The organism is Vibrio sp. PSi01 (genome assembly GCF_054960695.1).
In genome coordinates this window covers 352132-367455 of the sequence record NZ_JBHNYN010000004.1, presented here as the reverse complement: position 1 = coordinate 367455, position 15324 = coordinate 352132, and the positions used below count along the sequence as shown (strand labels likewise).

Annotated in this window: 15 protein-coding genes; 3 read left to right on the top strand and 12 right to left on the bottom strand. The window is 43.7% G+C overall.

Annotated elements, in window-relative coordinates; translation table 11 throughout:
• Positions 1–109 precede the first annotated feature (109 nt).
• The 6 genes from ACFI6G_RS08870 to moeA all read right to left on the bottom strand — a co-directional run bounded on the left by ACFI6G_RS08870 (position 110) and on the right by moeA (position 6521).
• Positions 110–970 carry a sulfurtransferase gene (locus ACFI6G_RS08870; protein ID WP_010430439.1) on the bottom strand — a complete coding sequence of 287 codons (861 nt, stop codon included), beginning with the start codon at positions 968–970 and terminating at the stop codon, positions 110–112.
• Positions 971–1021: 51 nt separating this feature from the next.
• Complete coding sequence (locus ACFI6G_RS08865; RefSeq protein WP_010430437.1) at positions 1022–1336, bottom strand: hypothetical protein; 315 nt, start codon at positions 1334–1336, stop codon at positions 1022–1024.
• 183 nt (positions 1337–1519) lie between these two features.
• A complete protein-coding gene (locus ACFI6G_RS08860) occupies positions 1520–2131 on the bottom strand; it encodes a hypothetical protein (protein ID WP_462710244.1) in 612 nt (203 codons plus the stop codon).
• A gap of 11 nt (positions 2132–2142) precedes the next feature.
• Positions 2143–4278, bottom strand: coding sequence for an LruC domain-containing protein (locus ACFI6G_RS08855; RefSeq protein ID WP_010430431.1), 2136 nt, complete (start codon positions 4276–4278; stop codon positions 2143–2145).
• Positions 4279–4523: 245 nt separating this feature from the next.
• Positions 4524–5273 (bottom strand): molybdopterin-synthase adenylyltransferase MoeB, encoded by a 750-nt coding sequence (moeB, locus tag ACFI6G_RS08850; protein WP_010430430.1) that lies wholly within the window; start codon positions 5271–5273, stop codon positions 4524–4526.
• A gap of 12 nt (positions 5274–5285) precedes the next feature.
• Complete coding sequence (moeA, locus tag ACFI6G_RS08845) at positions 5286–6521, bottom strand: molybdopterin molybdotransferase MoeA (protein ID WP_280574515.1); 1236 nt, start codon at positions 6519–6521, stop codon at positions 5286–5288.
• Positions 6522–6723: 202 nt separating this feature from the next.
• On the opposite strand from moeA, the gene folE reads away from it, so the two are divergent.
• A complete protein-coding gene (gene folE / locus ACFI6G_RS08840; RefSeq protein WP_010430425.1) occupies positions 6724–7377 on the top strand; it encodes a GTP cyclohydrolase I FolE in 654 nt (217 codons plus the stop codon).
• Positions 7378–7841: 464 nt separating this feature from the next.
• On the opposite strand, the gene ACFI6G_RS08835 is transcribed toward folE, so the two are convergent.
• The 4 genes from ACFI6G_RS08835 to ACFI6G_RS08820 all read right to left on the bottom strand — a co-directional run bounded on the left by ACFI6G_RS08835 (position 7842) and on the right by ACFI6G_RS08820 (position 10820).
• Positions 7842–8423: a hypothetical protein gene (locus tag ACFI6G_RS08835; protein WP_289887843.1), complete on the bottom strand. Its 582-nt coding sequence runs from the start codon at positions 8421–8423 to the stop codon at positions 7842–7844.
• Entirely contained in the window at positions 8416–8955 is a 540-nt protein-coding gene (locus ACFI6G_RS08830) for a YaeQ family protein (RefSeq protein ID WP_289887841.1), read from the bottom strand. The genes ACFI6G_RS08835 and ACFI6G_RS08830 overlap by 8 nt, the downstream gene beginning before the upstream one ends.
• Positions 8956–9072: 117 nt before the next feature.
• Positions 9073–9282 carry a cold-shock protein gene (locus tag ACFI6G_RS08825; RefSeq protein ID WP_010430417.1) on the bottom strand — a complete coding sequence of 70 codons (210 nt, stop codon included), beginning with the start codon at positions 9280–9282 and terminating at the stop codon, positions 9073–9075.
• A gap of 446 nt (positions 9283–9728) precedes the next feature.
• Entirely contained in the window at positions 9729–10820 is a 1092-nt protein-coding gene (locus ACFI6G_RS08820; RefSeq protein ID WP_016799596.1) for a PQQ-dependent sugar dehydrogenase, read from the bottom strand.
• Positions 10821–11119: 299 nt separating this feature from the next.
• Between ACFI6G_RS08820 and ACFI6G_RS08815 the strand changes: the two genes are divergently transcribed.
• Entirely contained in the window at positions 11120–12313 is a 1194-nt protein-coding gene (locus ACFI6G_RS08815; protein WP_462710243.1) for a multidrug effflux MFS transporter, read from the top strand.
• A gap of 112 nt (positions 12314–12425) precedes the next feature.
• On the opposite strand, the gene ACFI6G_RS08810 is transcribed toward ACFI6G_RS08815, so the two are convergent.
• The gene (locus tag ACFI6G_RS08810; RefSeq protein ID WP_010430399.1) at positions 12426–13211 is read right to left on the bottom strand and encodes an ABC transporter ATP-binding protein; all 786 of its coding nucleotides are present in this window, start codon (positions 13209–13211) and stop codon (positions 12426–12428) included.
• A 79-nt stretch (positions 13212–13290) separates the two neighbouring features.
• Positions 13291–14049: a siderophore ferric iron reductase gene (locus ACFI6G_RS08805; RefSeq protein WP_010430396.1), complete on the bottom strand. Its 759-nt coding sequence runs from the start codon at positions 14047–14049 to the stop codon at positions 13291–13293.
• A gap of 218 nt (positions 14050–14267) precedes the next feature.
• Between ACFI6G_RS08805 and ACFI6G_RS08800 the strand changes: the two genes are divergently transcribed.
• A complete protein-coding gene (locus ACFI6G_RS08800) occupies positions 14268–15176 on the top strand; it encodes an AraC family transcriptional regulator (RefSeq protein WP_462710242.1) in 909 nt (302 codons plus the stop codon).
• Positions 15177–15324: the final 148 nt, after the last annotated feature.

Here is a 15324-nt window from a genome sequence, read left to right as displayed (position 1 = left end):
AAGATGAGATATCTCAGCCATAAAGAGCTTACTTTGTAAGGAGTCCTTATTATCTGTAAGCTCTTATGCATGCGTAGTATATGCTATCAATGGCATTGAGCAAAACGAATTACTTATGAGTGACGGCCATCGGCAGTTGTTCATTGGCACCCCATTCAGTCCACGAGCCGTCGTAAACTCCCATTTCACCTGAATAGCCAGCAAGTTTCGCCGCTAATAAAATGATGCAGGCTGTTACTCCAGAGCCACAGCTAAAGAACATGGGTTGAGAAGGGGTTAATTCTAACGTTGAAAAGATATCAACAAGCTCACTCTGGGGTTTTAGCTTGCCGTTATCGAGTACCTGTGCAAACGGTAGGCAAATTGAGTTTGGAATATGACCACTGCGCAAACCTTCACGTGGTTCAGGTACTTCTGAATCGAAACGCGCTTGAGAGCGCGCATCTAGAATGTTTGCGCTCTTGCTAGTTGAGTAACTCTCAATCTGCTGAGCATTTACAAAATAGTTATCTTGACTACTTCCTTCAAAATTCCCGGCTTGGATTTCGGTTCTATAGTCAGTGTCTGTAGCGTAACCGGCTTCTATCCATGCTGGCAAACCGCCGTCTAAGATGTATACGTTGTTGTGTCCCATCGCCATAAACATCCACCATGCACGAGGAGAGGCTAAGGTACCTGAATTATCGTAAACCACGATGGTGCTGTTTTGATTGATACCAATTTCTTGTGCCCGTTTATTGAAGTGTTTCTCGGTCGGGAACATATGAGGAAGTAGAGTGTGTTTGTTGCAGAAGTCTTTGTCGTAGTCAAAACGAATAGCCCCAGGAATCATCTGTCCTTTGATCTTTTCTGATTCGCTTGGAATTTGAAACTCGATACTGGCGTCGAGGATGACTAGGTCGCTTTTTAGCGAATGATTTTCTAGCAAACGTTGTTGAAGTTGTTCTGGTGAGATCAGTGGCTGATTCATTCTTGTTATGTCCATTTTTTGTTGTGATAGCTATTACTGCTATAGCCAGTACTACGGTGCAGTAAGGCAATGGGCGAACTGGTAGCTATTTTGTCCGGTTATTTGATTGCTTAATGTATCAAGCACGACCACAGAATCAATAGGGCAGTCTGTCGTTGGTGGAATTGAAACGCGAAATATTTCGTTGCCTTGACTTTGAAGAGTGAGGTAGCGCCTGTGGCCATCTAGGGATTGAGTGAGTGTGTTCGAAATTACTTTTGCTTGAATGCGTTGACCTGTTTCAGATGTCATCGGGAAATAGGTGAGGGCCAACAATAAGCCCACACCACATAGTAAGATTAATAGGCCTATTTTTAATTGAGTCATGAGAGTAAGTCTTTGAAGGTTATATTTAAAATATAAGTGAGATTGGCGGTAAAGTGAATGGAACCAGCTGAGAAAGCTGAATTACCTGTTATTCGACGAAACGAAAAAGTGAGCACGTATGCTCACTTTCTATCGATACAGAATCCGTTTTGTATCTGTTGACGACCAAACTGTTTCGACCGATTACCAGACGATCTGAGAATCACTGCTTGATACCACTTGTTGTAATGGCGGCTGACCATCGTAAAACCAAATCTCTATCAAGAGAGCTTCATGGTTTACCGGTGCTGAAAAGTTGGAGGCGAACATGCCATTGTGTAATGGGCCTGCAATCACTTTACTGGAGTAATCCGGCTTCAAGGTTGAATCGTCTCTTGTGCCAAAACGGCTGTAAACGGTCACGAAAGAACGATCTGTCGAGATATTACTGATGTCGATATCGAGCTCAAACTGTTCGACAGAGCTGTAGTCAAACCCGTCAGGCACTATTAGATCACCCATTGTATAGCTTTGCGCTGCGACTGTACTTGTCACGGGAGTTGGAGAAGGGTTTGCTGTTAGCACAGTAGAAGGTGTTTCTGGGGTCGACGGACTGGATTGCGATGGAGTAGATGTACCGCCCCCACCGCCCCCACCTCCACAACCCACTAATGCCAGTGGAGTTACCACTAAAATAGTGACTAGTGATTTCTTGATGTTCCAAGTACTTTGCCCGGACATATGTTCTTCCTCAGAAAGGTTACGACTTGAGTCAACGTAATGATTTTCTTGAAACTGTTTTGTGTAAATAGTCATAACATCTCTCCTTATGGTTGGTAGCGTTGGTTGTCTGTAGGTGATAGATACCATGTCTGGTTCGTAGCTCCGCCTGATTCTGCGTATTGTTTGAACTCTGGGTAAGCGGTAACAATATCTACGTACTCTAAAGGCCATTCCCATTCATCGTCCGAAGTTACTATCAGCGCCCAAGGGTGATTTTCTGCGGTTTTGAAATATTTGCCGGTTGATGGATTACTGTCATCGACGCCTAATCCAGCCTCAAAGAGATTCGTGGTATCAAATGCCTCGGTTGGAGCTTGGTCTGGTAGGTGAACTTCCCAGCTGCGTCCTGGATGCAGAGGTAGATTTTCGCCGTGATAGTAACCTGGTGTTGCAAAGATGAACGGGTCGTAAGGCATGTCTGTCCAATTGTCAGTACTCACACCGTCACCAGCTAAGGTAATACCGATTTGGAACGAGAATTGTTCGCTGTCTTTACACGAGTTACTGGTTCGGTAGAAATTACACGACGTATCTGTTTTTGAAGTTAAGTCCTCAGCCGCAATAAATATAGCTTCACTGCGTCCTACTTCCATATCTAGGTCCGTAAAGATGCCATTGTGCTTCATGTAAGAGCTTCCGCTGCTCACTAAGCTCGGATCTAGATTCGGAAGTCGAACGGCGAATCCATTTCTATATGAAGCACCTACGGCTGCTAGACGTCCGTCGATGGTGGATTTCACTACTTTTCCGTCTTTAAGTATCTCTGTAATGCGGTACATAATTACAGCATCATTCATGTCGTAATCAGCTTTATAAGGCCAGTTATCTTCATAGGCCAGAGTGGCGTAGCCAGAAGCACTAGGGAAGTAGCGGGCTGTGGCTCCGTCGTTAAGCACATCCACTTGAATATCAACGACCTCACCGGATGTAGAACCACCAAAGTAGCTTAGATTGGTTTGTTGGCTGAATCTAAAGCGAGCCCAAGTAGTACCAGTAAGTGCGTTGATGTCGACGTTAAGGAACAAGTCGTTCTCACCTGCATCCAGTTGGTAATCGGTAAATACTTGCTCATTAGCGCCATCAAAACTGCCATCTTGGTTCCAGTCAATCCAAGCTGAAAGATAACCGGTTGTTGAAGCTTCAATCACCACTTTTGAATCGAGTCCGGCTTCAAGTGCGGTAACAAAACCGATACCACCGTTTGCCCACTCGTCATCAATGCCGACACTTTCATCAGATTGTGGTGTGACATAACCATCCAAATCAGCATCTGGAGGTGTTGTTCCTAACCATGTGTTGCCATCAAGCTCATGTCTTGGGCCGTTACTTGCGAGTAGAGTTAGGTAGCTGTCTGGCGCATCGCCGAAATCGATGCTGGAATCTTCATCTACAACTGGGGCATTTGCACAACGAGCACCATCGTTCTGTCCAGACGCTGGACCATTCGATACAAACTCAACCGCAGGAACAATCCCAGCGGCTATGTTGGCAGCGTTTTCTGGTGATAAGTTGATGCGGTAGATCTTACCGTCTTGGTTTCGTGACACATAGTAGTAGCCGTTTACATCGAAATAGCCAGCTCCGAATGTTCCTGTTTCTCCTGTGTCACCGATGTAGGTTTCGGTACCAGTTTTAGGATTGAAGCTGTATAAGCCTCCGGAGTCATTATCTATACCATATAAAGAGCCATCACTTGGGTGAAAAGCAAAATCGGTGAGTTTTACAGTTGCGGGGCTGTTTGCAATCTTATTTACAGTGACGGTCGCATTTGGATCAGCATCTAAAGGAGATAGGTCAACGGTGAATAGCCCTTTGCCCGTGCGGTATAAGTAGTAAACGTGGCCATATACGTCACCTACATAAAAGGTGTGATCGGTTGGTAAGCCACTGGTATTGATAATTTCTGCTTGGAAGTCTTTGCCAAGACGCACCAAGCGTTTGTTGGTGGTGTCATAACCATAAATATATCTGTCTTCGAAATCGAAACCGACGCCGTTGATGTTGGCATTCATACCCGTGTCGTCTTCTAACAGGGTGGTTGAACCTGTCACTAGGTTTACACCCCAAACCTCGACGGGTTTAGACTGAAAGAGGTAAGCCTGACTCGGGCAAGTGTCGAATGGTGCGGCGTTGGCGAATAGGGGTGCACTCAATAGCAAACTTAACGTTGTAGTTCTCATATCTACATCCTTGTGATGGAAGTTATAGATACTTAATCAAGTTATATGCCATTTTTAACTTGCTGATTTTATGTTACTTTATTTCTATTGTTTTTGGTTTCTCAAAATGAGAATTCAAATGAAACCTAAATCTCATGTGCTATTTCAAATTGACAGGGCAATCTAGGATTCCTATTTTGAGTTACAAAAAAGCCCTGATTTTTAGTCAAGGCTTAGGTTTTCGATAAGAGTGGATATGAGTTAGTCTACCCACACACCAAACAATTAGGCATTTTCATTAAATTCATCTCACGCCAGCTGTGTGACATGGCATCGAGAATCAAGAGTTTGCCTTGTTTTGGTTGCCCGAATTTTGCAATCACCTTGATCGCTTCTAAAGCTTGAGCTGCGCCCACCATACCGACAACAGGCGCCATAACGCCGGCTTCAACACAGCTTAGAGCAGCATTGCCGAATAGAGCGCTCAAACACTGGTAGCAGGGTGCGTTGTCATCTTGATAAGTGAATACGCTAATCTGACCTTCCATACGAATTGCAGCACCAGAAACAAGTGGTGTTTTTGATGCGTAACATAAACGGTTCAATTGATTGCGCGTTTCTACGTTGTCGCTGGCGTCAAGAACAAGCGAGTGTGCTTCAACCAACTTTCCAAGCGCTTGGTCATCAAGTCTATGATCGACGGTCTCAACTTTTAGGTGTGGGTTTAACATCTGCAATGATTCTGCGGCTGAGTCGACCTTCTTCTTACCAATGTCAGCATCGGTGTGAAGCACCTGTCGCTGCAGGTTTGAAAGCTCAACAACATCATCGTCGATCAGCGTGAGCTTACCAATACCGGCAGTCGCCAGGTATTGAGCAGAGGCACAACCCAAACCGCCGGCACCCAGCACCAAGATTGAGCTCTGTTTCAGCGCTTCTTGGCCTTCAAAATCAAACTGTTTAAGAATGATTTGACGGTTGTAGCGAAGCATCTCAGCATCGGACAGTATTTCCATCAGCAAGCCTCGTTAGTAAAGCGTCGAGTTAAACAGTTGGATCTGAACCGTTTCGCCTACTTCAACACGGCCACGTTCACGTTCTAGTACCACAAAGCAGTTTGCCAAGCTCATCGAGCGGAAAGCACCAGAGCTTTGGTTGCCAGTTGTTTCTACCACAAACTGACCGTTTTCAATCGAGTAGATGCCACGTTGGTAATCAGTACGGCCTGGACCTTTTTTGAATGCAGACTTAGTAATAGCAGGAATCGATTCTGGTGCTGTCCATGCTGTGTGACCTGCAAGTTTAGCCAACATTGGCTGAACTAAAACATACATGGTCATCACCGCTGATACAGGGTTACCCGGTAGGCCACAGAACCACGCGTTATCCAATTCGCCGAATGCGAACGGTTTGCCCGGTTTGATTGCCAGTTTCCAGAAGCCGATTTGGCCAAGCTCTTCCAAAATATCTTTGGTGTAATCCGCCTCACCAACACTCACGCCACCAGAAGTCACAACCACGTCTGCTATTTGCTGTGCTTTTTCGAAGGTTTCTTTAAGCGTCGCAGGACAATCTGGGATGATACCCAAGTCGATAGCTTCACAACCAAAGGCTTCGATTAATGGTTTAATACCGTAACGGTTACTGTCGTAGATCTGACCGTCTTCAAGCGGTTGGCCTAATGGTTTTAGTTCATCGCCAGTAGAGAAGAAAGCGACTTTAGGCTTATGTAACACTGTCACGTGGCTCACACCCAATGAAGCAATCATTGGAATGTCACGAGGTGTTAAACGCTCACCGCGACTAAGAACGATATCGCCTTGTTTGATGTCGTCACCAGTAGGGCGAATGTTATTGTTCAGCTTTATGTTGTCTTGTTGAATCTCAATACCAGCCTCAGTTTCGGCCGTATTTTCTTGCATGATGACGGCGTCACAACCTTCAGGGATCTTTGCGCCAGTCATAATGCGAATACAGGTATTGCTTGGCCATTCACCTTCGAACGGTTGGCCTGCAAAAGATTTGCCTGCTAATGGTAGTACATTACCGTTCTCTAGGTTTGCTAAGCGCAGTGCATAGCCGTCCATTGCTGAGTTATCAAAAGGAGGTACGAAAATAGGGGAAAGAATATCTTCAGCAAGGACATAACCTAATGCTTCAGCAAGAGGCAGAGATAAAGTCGTTTGGATTGGTTTGATTGGTGATAGCAGCTTATCTAGTGCTTCTTCAATTGGCATTAAGCCCGGAGCGTCGCAACAGCCCATAATTGAAATCCTTGATCGTTATTATTTTGATTTAGGTGCTCGGCCTTTCTGAGCTTATTAAAACTCGCCGACGAAATTGAAGTCACTTTAGCATAGTTTAAGCCCCGTAAATAATGACCTCCCTTAAAATATGGGTGTATTTCTTCAAAATTCCGAGTATCCTTGTTTGCCATCCAAAAGGGGTAATAGAAGAGGAAGTTCAATGCCAGGTCTTAGCGAATCAGCGAAGTTGGTTAAAGATGCGCTAGCAAGCCGTGGATTAGAGACACCAATGCGTCCTAATCAGGTGAGCCGAGAAGAGAAAAAGGAACGAATCGAACATCATATGCGTGAGATTCTCACTCTCCTTGAACTTGATCTTGCGGACGACAGTCTGGAAGAAACACCACAGCGTATTGCTAAAATGTATGTGGATGAGATTTTCTCTGGTTTGGATTACGCCAATTTTCCTAAAATCACCGTAATTGAAAACAAGATGGGTGTTCGCGAAATGGTTCGTGTAAAAGACATTACCGTGACCAGTACCTGTGAGCACCATTTAGTGACTATTGATGGTAAAACGGCCGTAGCTTATATCCCTCAAGGCAAGATTATTGGTCTTTCGAAGATCAATCGTATCGTTCGTTTCTTTGCTCAACGTCCTCAAGTTCAAGAACGCATGACGCAGCAAATTCTTGTTGCATTACAAACGCTACTAGAAACGGATGATGTTGCTGTAACTATGGATGCTGTTCACTACTGTGTGAAATCACGCGGTGTGATGGACGCAACTAGCGAAACGACAACGACAGCTCTGGGCGGTATTTTCAGATCAAACCCAGCAACGCGCCACGAGTTCTTACACGGTCTGCGTTAATACGTTTCGTTATTTGATGAACGCGATTTAGCCTCTGTAAATTGATGTTCGTTAAAAATAAATATTCTAAGCCTCGCTTTCTGCGAGGCTTTTTTGTACTTGTAATTAAGTTGACTACAATAACTGCGAATTTCGTCATTCCCTAGAGTGAAGAATGAGCGGAGTAGGGAGTCTGTTTATCTGTGTGCTTTCTGACTTGATACGAGAACCCGACTCAGTCGTTCCTCCTTCTCGAGGATGGCGGCGTGTGAGGTAAAATACGAGAGTGAGGGTTCGGTGTGTATTCTATCGACAGCCTTTTAGAGGCAAACGCTGCTGATCTTGCAGAATGAGATACTCGTTAACTTTTGTCATTCCCTAAAGTGAGGAACGAGCGTAATAGGGAATCTCTGGCGGCTAAGCAGAATAAGTACGCTCTATAAAAAATATAGAGCGTATCTAGAGTCAGCAGCTGGTGGGAGTGTCTAAGTTAGATTAAACAAACGCTTAAAACGATGAACAAAGCCTGATGGTTTGTTCTCGGCTTGATAGAGGTTCAAGCCATCATAAAAGCTGCCCATGAACTCGACTCGAATCTCGTCATCAGTACTTCTCGAAAGGCGAGACAGCAATGTTGCGGTCGCTGCAGCATGATCATTGGCTAGGCTGTAATCCATTCCTAGTCGCCCTTGAATGAACAACCATAAATGCGTCACTAACTTCAATTGCTGAGCATTGGAGTTCTGAAATTTGTCGCCATGTTCACTGCCTACCGTACTATCGAAAACGCTTTGCATCGCCTCGCTGGCTTCTTTATTACTTTCAAAGCGGTAGCTCACATCGATATGCACTTTTGTTAACAGCCCAAGTAAGGTTTGTCGCTCTGAGTTGTCAGGCTTATTCTCACTCGCGTGTTTGAAAAGAGCGTGGTTTTCGTCAGTAAATGACTTTAACTCTTTTTCATAGCCAGCCGTCAGCGCTTTCACTGAATCGAGACCAGCGAGCTGCAAACAAGCTTCGAGCTTAGTTTGGCGCTGAGATTCAGTCTGAGTTTGGATCTCAGTCATTACTCTGTAGCTCTTCCCAAGTGACTTCTGCAGATTGCGTGTCGCTGTTAACGAAAGCAGAGTTACCCGATAGCATTACAGAAAGATCCATAGTGCGCTGCGTCATTTCAGAGAGTTGTTCGATACCAGCATTATCCAAACGGACAATTTGAGCTTTCAGATAACCGAACTTGCCTTTGTTTTGTTCCCACCACACGTTCGACTTGGTGTTGAAGCTGAATATGCGTACAGATTTAGATAAGCGAGTCGCTTTTTTCACGCGCTCAGGATCAGGTTCGCCCACATCAATCCAGTCTAGGATTTGGTCATCTAACGACTTCTGCCATAAATCTGGCTCTTCAATGCTAGACAACCCTTTAGTGAATTCAAGTTCAGGTGATGCATTGATACAGAAAGCCATGATTCGAGCCATCATACGCTGTTCTGTTTCAGAAGGGTGTTGTGCAACCGTTAGATTAAAAGAGTCGTAATAGTCGCGATTCATATCGGTTAGAGAGATACGAAACTTGTAGATTGTCGGTTTAAGAGCCATTGAGGGGGTGTCTTAGGTAGAAATAGTGAGGGGGAATATTACCTTAAATCTCTGAATAGCGGGTAAAAAAATAGCCAGCAGAGGCTGGCTATTTTTAGAAAGCTTTAAAATACTAAATTAAAGTACTTTGATGCTGTCAGCTTGTGGGCCTTTTTGACCTTGAGATACTACGAACTCAACTTTTTGGCCTTCAGCAAGAGTTTTGAAACCGTCGCCAGTGATCGCAGAGAAGTGTGCGAATACGTCTGGACCGTTTTCTTGTTGAATGAAGCCGAAGCCTTTAGTTTCGTTGAACCATTTTACTGTACCAGTAACTGTGTTAGACATGATTATATCCTAAAATTTAATTTTTATAGTGAGCCAATTGTGGCACTGATAGCGTGGAAAAGTTTATTGCTATTGCGTACAACACAACGGGGTTACTAGTAATCCAACGAAATGTTTATATACAAAGAACTTTCTTTCTAGCCGAGATGAAGTCTAAATCAAATCAAGGGATAGTCAATCGAATACATAGTGAAAGGTTGCAGAAATTTGGGGGTAGTCAAACTTTGCATTCCTTAAATATCATGGAGTTACAGTTGTATGGCGATTTGTTGTCGTTTTTGTGAAAAAGGTGGATGAAATTGATGACAAACCTAGGGTAATTGCACCAATTTCATAAATTAAATTACGGCTCATAAAAAGCCGAAAATGAGGTTTTAGATCCGTTTAGCAGCTTGTATTTATAAATATTTTTGCGATTGAACAACTGTAGTTGAGCGATTGTCACTTTATTCCTTTAAGCGATACAGGTTCCCATTATCGGTGCTGAAAAATATGTCCCCGGCGGGTGAGATTTCTATGTCTCTAATTCTTTCCCCTAAGTTTTCTAGAATGCGTTCTTCCTCGATTACTTCACCTTGCTCGTTCAAAGTAACGACATTGATGTGGGTGAGTTTAAGTGCGCCGGCTAACAGCTTACCTTTGAGTTCTGGAAACTTATCGTCCCGATAAACCATTAGACTGCCTGGTGCTATTGAAGGTACATAAACCTTTATAGGAGGCTCAATGCCAGCTTTGGTTTCAGATTCGCCAACGCTAATCGGCCCCCAATACTCTTTGCCGTGTGATGTGACTGGCCATCCATAGTTTGCGCCTGCTTTTATTAGGTTGATTTCATCACCACCTCGCGGGCCGTGTTCAATCGACCAGAGTTTTTTAGTAGGGAAATCGTAAAACAAGCCTTGTGGGTTACGATGACCAAAACTCCAAATTTCGTTCAGAACCTTATTATTATCAATGAATGGGTTATCACTTGGCACGCTTCCATCTGGATTCAATCGTAAGATCGAACCAGCGTGAGTCATTGTGTTTTGGCCATTATCTCGGTCGCCCCGATCACCTATTGAAAAGTAAAGGTGAGTCTCATCAAAGGTGATTCGGCTACCAAAGTGACGCCCAGTGTCCGTTCTGGATTTTGATACAAACACGTCTTTCCAATTTGAGATTTTACTGTTGCTGTAATTAGCAGAGGCGAGTGCCGTTACACCTTCGTCATCAACGTTTTTGCTGTATGTTATGTACAACTTATCTTGTTCAAAAGGGGATAGAGCGATATCTAATGCACCGCCTTGGCCCTTAGCCCACACATTTGGTAGTCTGAATAAAGTCTCTTGCTCACCTGTCTTTAAATCAACGTGCTTAATGACGCCTTCTTTTTCAGTGAGTAGCATTGAGTCATCGTTGATATAAGCCAGCCCCCACGGAATAACGAGGCCATCGGTGATCTTCTCAGCTTGCCATGCATAAGACTTTGGTGAAGCTATTGGACCTGATGCAACGAGTGCTAAAGCACAGGAAATAAAGCGATGATAAACGTTCATTGAAGTCCCTTGATGATCATTCTTTTTGTTAGTCTAGCGCTTGTGTCTAATAGTTGGAAAGTTAGGGTGAGTGAAAAGTGACTATTCACATATTTCTCTCAACTAATATTGTATGAACAAACAAGCTGGCGTATGTTTATTCTGCCACCTTCTATTCGATTCTTTCGGAGCATAATGAATATTACCCCTGCAACATCTTCGCTATTTTTTCTGTTTTTAAGTTGTCAGGTAGAAAGCCAAGCTATCTATTCTCAAACCACCCGATCTCAAAACAGCTGTTCTTTTGGATACTTTACATCATGAGTCGTCGATTTGATTTTAAATCGATCTTACTCGCGTGTTTGGTCATCAGCATTGGCCAACTCAGTATGGGGTTGGTGTTTCCTTCTTTACCTTGGATTGCCAAAGACTTCGATGTGTCACTAGAGCAAGCTCAGCTTTTGGTGAGTGTGTATTTGTTAGGTTTTGGCCCTTCTCAATTTATTTATGGCCCTATTTCTGATGCTCTGGGACGTAAAAAAGTACTGCTAAGCGGCTTATTAATCGCAATGCTTGGCTTGTTGATGATTATATTCTTCAGTCATTCGTTCACCAACATAGTAATGGGAAGGTTCTTACAAGGTTTAGGTACGGGTTGCTGTGCGGTACTGGCTCGTGCCTCAACACGAGATCGTTTTAGTGGTTCTGATTTGCCGCTGGCAATGTCCTATATCGCAATGGTTGCATCTATTACACCTCTGATCGCGCCCGTTATTGGTGGGTTTATCAACTTCCACTTTGGTTGGAGCATGGTGTTTATCTCGTTACTTGGATACGTATCTTTTGCTTGGGTCGTGTTGGCGTTCAAATTTAAAGAAACGGTCACTCAATTCTCGGCGATTCCTTCACCAAAGAAAATGATTGCACAATACAAGGAATTACTCACCTCTCGTTATTTCATGAGCTTTGCGAGTATAGGCTGGCTCAACTTTAGCTTGATGATCACTACTGTGTCAGTGATGCCGTTTATCATGCAAAACCAGATCGGTATGACATCCGACGAATACGCGATGTGGGCGGTGATTCCTGCATTAGGCATGCTTGGCGGAACAAGTCTTTGTAATCGTATTCGTCCGATACTAGGTAATAAGAAAACACTGTTATGCACACCTATATTGCATATCTGTGCGGCCTTGTGGCTTTTCTTCTGTCCACTTGAACCACTGTACTTAATTATTGGTCAGTTCTTGATGATACTTGGTAATGGTATCGCGTTACCTTGTGCTCAAGCTTTGGTGATGTTGCCATATAAAAAGAACGCAGGCGCGGCGGCTGCGATGTCGGGCGGTGGGCAAATGGTCGTATCTTCAATGGTGAGTATGGGGCTAGTCCAATTAGGACTCGGGGAAGCATGGCACCTATCGCTCGTGATCATTGTGTTCACGCTGGTTACTCTGATTAATATTTTGCGTGGTTTTAGTAGCCAAGAAGCGAGAGAGTCTCAGCTTAACTAGCGAGTAAAAATTCCAAGAAGGCCATTGAAGTTCTGAGATTCAGTGGCCTTTGTTTTTTTGGTGGTGGGGGGGATGGGGCTAGTAGTTGGTTTAAAGCGCTTGAAAGCGAGAACTATTCGCAGACTACCGCCACTTTTTCACTCGCGGCTGTCTTAGCTGGAACGGGATGATCGATCAATCGGATAGGTGATTCATACAGTGCAGACAATGCTTGTTCATCGAGCAACTTATCGGCGCTGCCTTCAAATGCTATCTGTCCTTTTTTTAGAGCGACAATATGTGTAGCGTAACGCAGTGCAAGGTTCAAATCATGCAAAATGACGATCACCCCAACGTTTTCCTTTTTGTTGAGTTCAGAAAGCAAACCCATTAACTGAAACTGATGGTGAACATCCAATGCAGAAGTTGGTTCATCAAGGATGAGTACAGGCGATTGCTGAGCCAGTAACATCGAGACCCACGCTCGTTGACGTTCGCCGCCAGATAAATCATCCGCAAGTGACTGTGAGAATTCAGCAACGCCAGTTCTTTCCATTGCTCGTTGGATAATAGATTTATCTTCAGAGTTCCAACGGCCTAGTGCTCCTCTCCATGGGAAGCGACCTAAACGAACCAACTCTTCCACCGTTAAACCTGCAGAAGCGGGCAATTTTTGAGGCAGATAGGCAATTTTCTTGGCTAAGTCTTTGCTTTTTAACGAGGACAGGGAAGCGCCTTCTAATTGAACTGTGCCGTAATCTGGAGCCATTTGTCCGGATAGCAAATTAACTAGCGTTGATTTCCCTGAACCGTTGTGACCCAGAACGACGGTGAGTTCATCGGTCGGAATAATAAGGTCTTCAACAGATAGGATAGTTCGGTTGTCTCGAACGATGTTGATATTTGAAAGCTGAAACATATCGGTCCTGTATCAAGACCAATGACAGTGCCTAATGAAAGCGGCTCTCTATATTGGTCTTTTAAAATAATGGGTATTGCTAAGCGGTTTTTCTGTTGTCAGGGTGCCTAGGACAGTCGTCACAATATTTCCCCGAGTCACACTTATAGACGAGGCAGCAACTGATTCTGATCAGTTTAAGCATACCTGAACCTGAATCAATCTTAAGGCTGTCTAAGTGGCTGTCAGGTAATTGGCATGCGTCTAACCAAAGCTTAGCTTGCGATGTGATGTAGTCGTTAGTCAGGCTCGGTTCATGTTGTTGTAGTTTTATCAAACTGGCTAACAACAAATCAGCCAGTAAGTGATTGGTAAACCCTGGTCGAATACGAGTCCATTCACTTATTTGGCTACGATAAAACTCAGTAAGATCAAGAATGGCTTTGCCGGCATGTGGGATCAATTCTTCCGGTGTACCGTGTTGATGATCACCGTTAAAGAAGCGATAACCTGTGACAAATTCTTTGTACCTAAACTGGCCAATATTCTTAATATCAGGCAACGAACGAAGCCCATAAATAGAAATGAAAGTCACATAAATCGGTTGCCAACAAACGAGATCCCAAGTTCGAGTTAACCAATAGGCTTTGCCTGCTTCAGGGTGACTCTGTGCAATGCCATCATAAACGCGTTTGATCTCTATATGACTCTGGACATTCGTTATTGCGATGCTTTTACTGCTCAGAGAACCATAACTACCGCTTAGGTAAGGGGTTACCTGTTTTGAATAAGCGAAGATTTTTTGGTGCAGAGAAGGGGCTCTCCTACGAGTGACAATATTGTGTAGTTGGGAAAGCATTTTAAACCATCAAATGAGAATCAGTTGCGTTATCATAGCGAACATAATCGAGGAGAACCACACAAATTGGAGCATCTACTTCGAACGTTGGTCGTTTTTGATACTTATAAACAGTACATGGACTGCTTGTTTTAAGTGATAAAGACCTTGTTAAATGATAAAAGTACGGGTGAACCCAGTTTGCCACTGCCAACTAAAGAGAAGATGAAAGCTTGAATATGAACACACCAGCATTTGATCGCATCAGTCGCGTTCTGGCATATATCCATACGAACCTTAGTTCTGCGTTATCTCTAGAAGATATTGCTAAGCAAAGTTGTTGGTCTCGTTGGCAGTTACAAAGGGTGTTTCAAGCCGAAACTGGGCTCACCGTAGCCAATTATGTAAGGGAGCTTAAGCTGAGCCAAGCTGCGGAAGAGCTACTTGATGGAAAAGAACGTGTGATAGATGTTGCACTTGGTCTTGGATTCAACTCAGAAATTAGTTTTAGTCGTTCGTTTAAGCAGATGTTTGGGGTTAGCCCGAGCCAATATAGAAAAGCAGGCAAAAGAGTTGGGCTTAGAAAGCCGATTCAGGTTTCTGAAACTAAAAGCACTGCTGATCATGGTGCTCTCAGTTTTGTGAAAGTTCGTATTGATGAGAGAGAGTCATTTCTTGTTAAGGGTATGACATCAGAAATCAGCGGTTTATTTTCACTGACACAAGACTTCGCACAAAAAGTTCCACAACTTTGGTCTCGTTTAGAACATGAAGTTGCGATTCCAAACGATAATGTGCTTCAGCTTGTTGGTGTCGTCGACCTAACTCAGTCTTGCTTTGATGGCACGAATATTCATTATTGGGCTGGCGTTGAGTTACACGATGGAATATCAATCCCTCAATTACCGAGCATTATCTCTGATAAATTAGAGGTGTTAACTATCCCTAAGCAAACCTACGCCGTGGTCAAACATTGTGGTCCTATAGAAAACCTGCGACATACCTTAAGTTGGTTTGTTCTTAATTGGCTGCCGAACTCTGGTTATCGCGGTGTGGATGGTTACGAACTCGAAGTATACCCATTTAGCTATCAAGCGCACGCCGCTGATGCCGAAATGGAATATTGGGTTCCTATTATAAAATCGTAGTCATATCTATTCAAATTTCTTTCTATAAAGCCCTCCCTCTCATCACAGCTAATTGCCGTTTTAATCATCAATTGGCTGCTTTTTAGTCAAAATAAGTCAAGTTCTTTTGGAATTTGCACCAAATTGTTAATTATCCCATTCATAGATA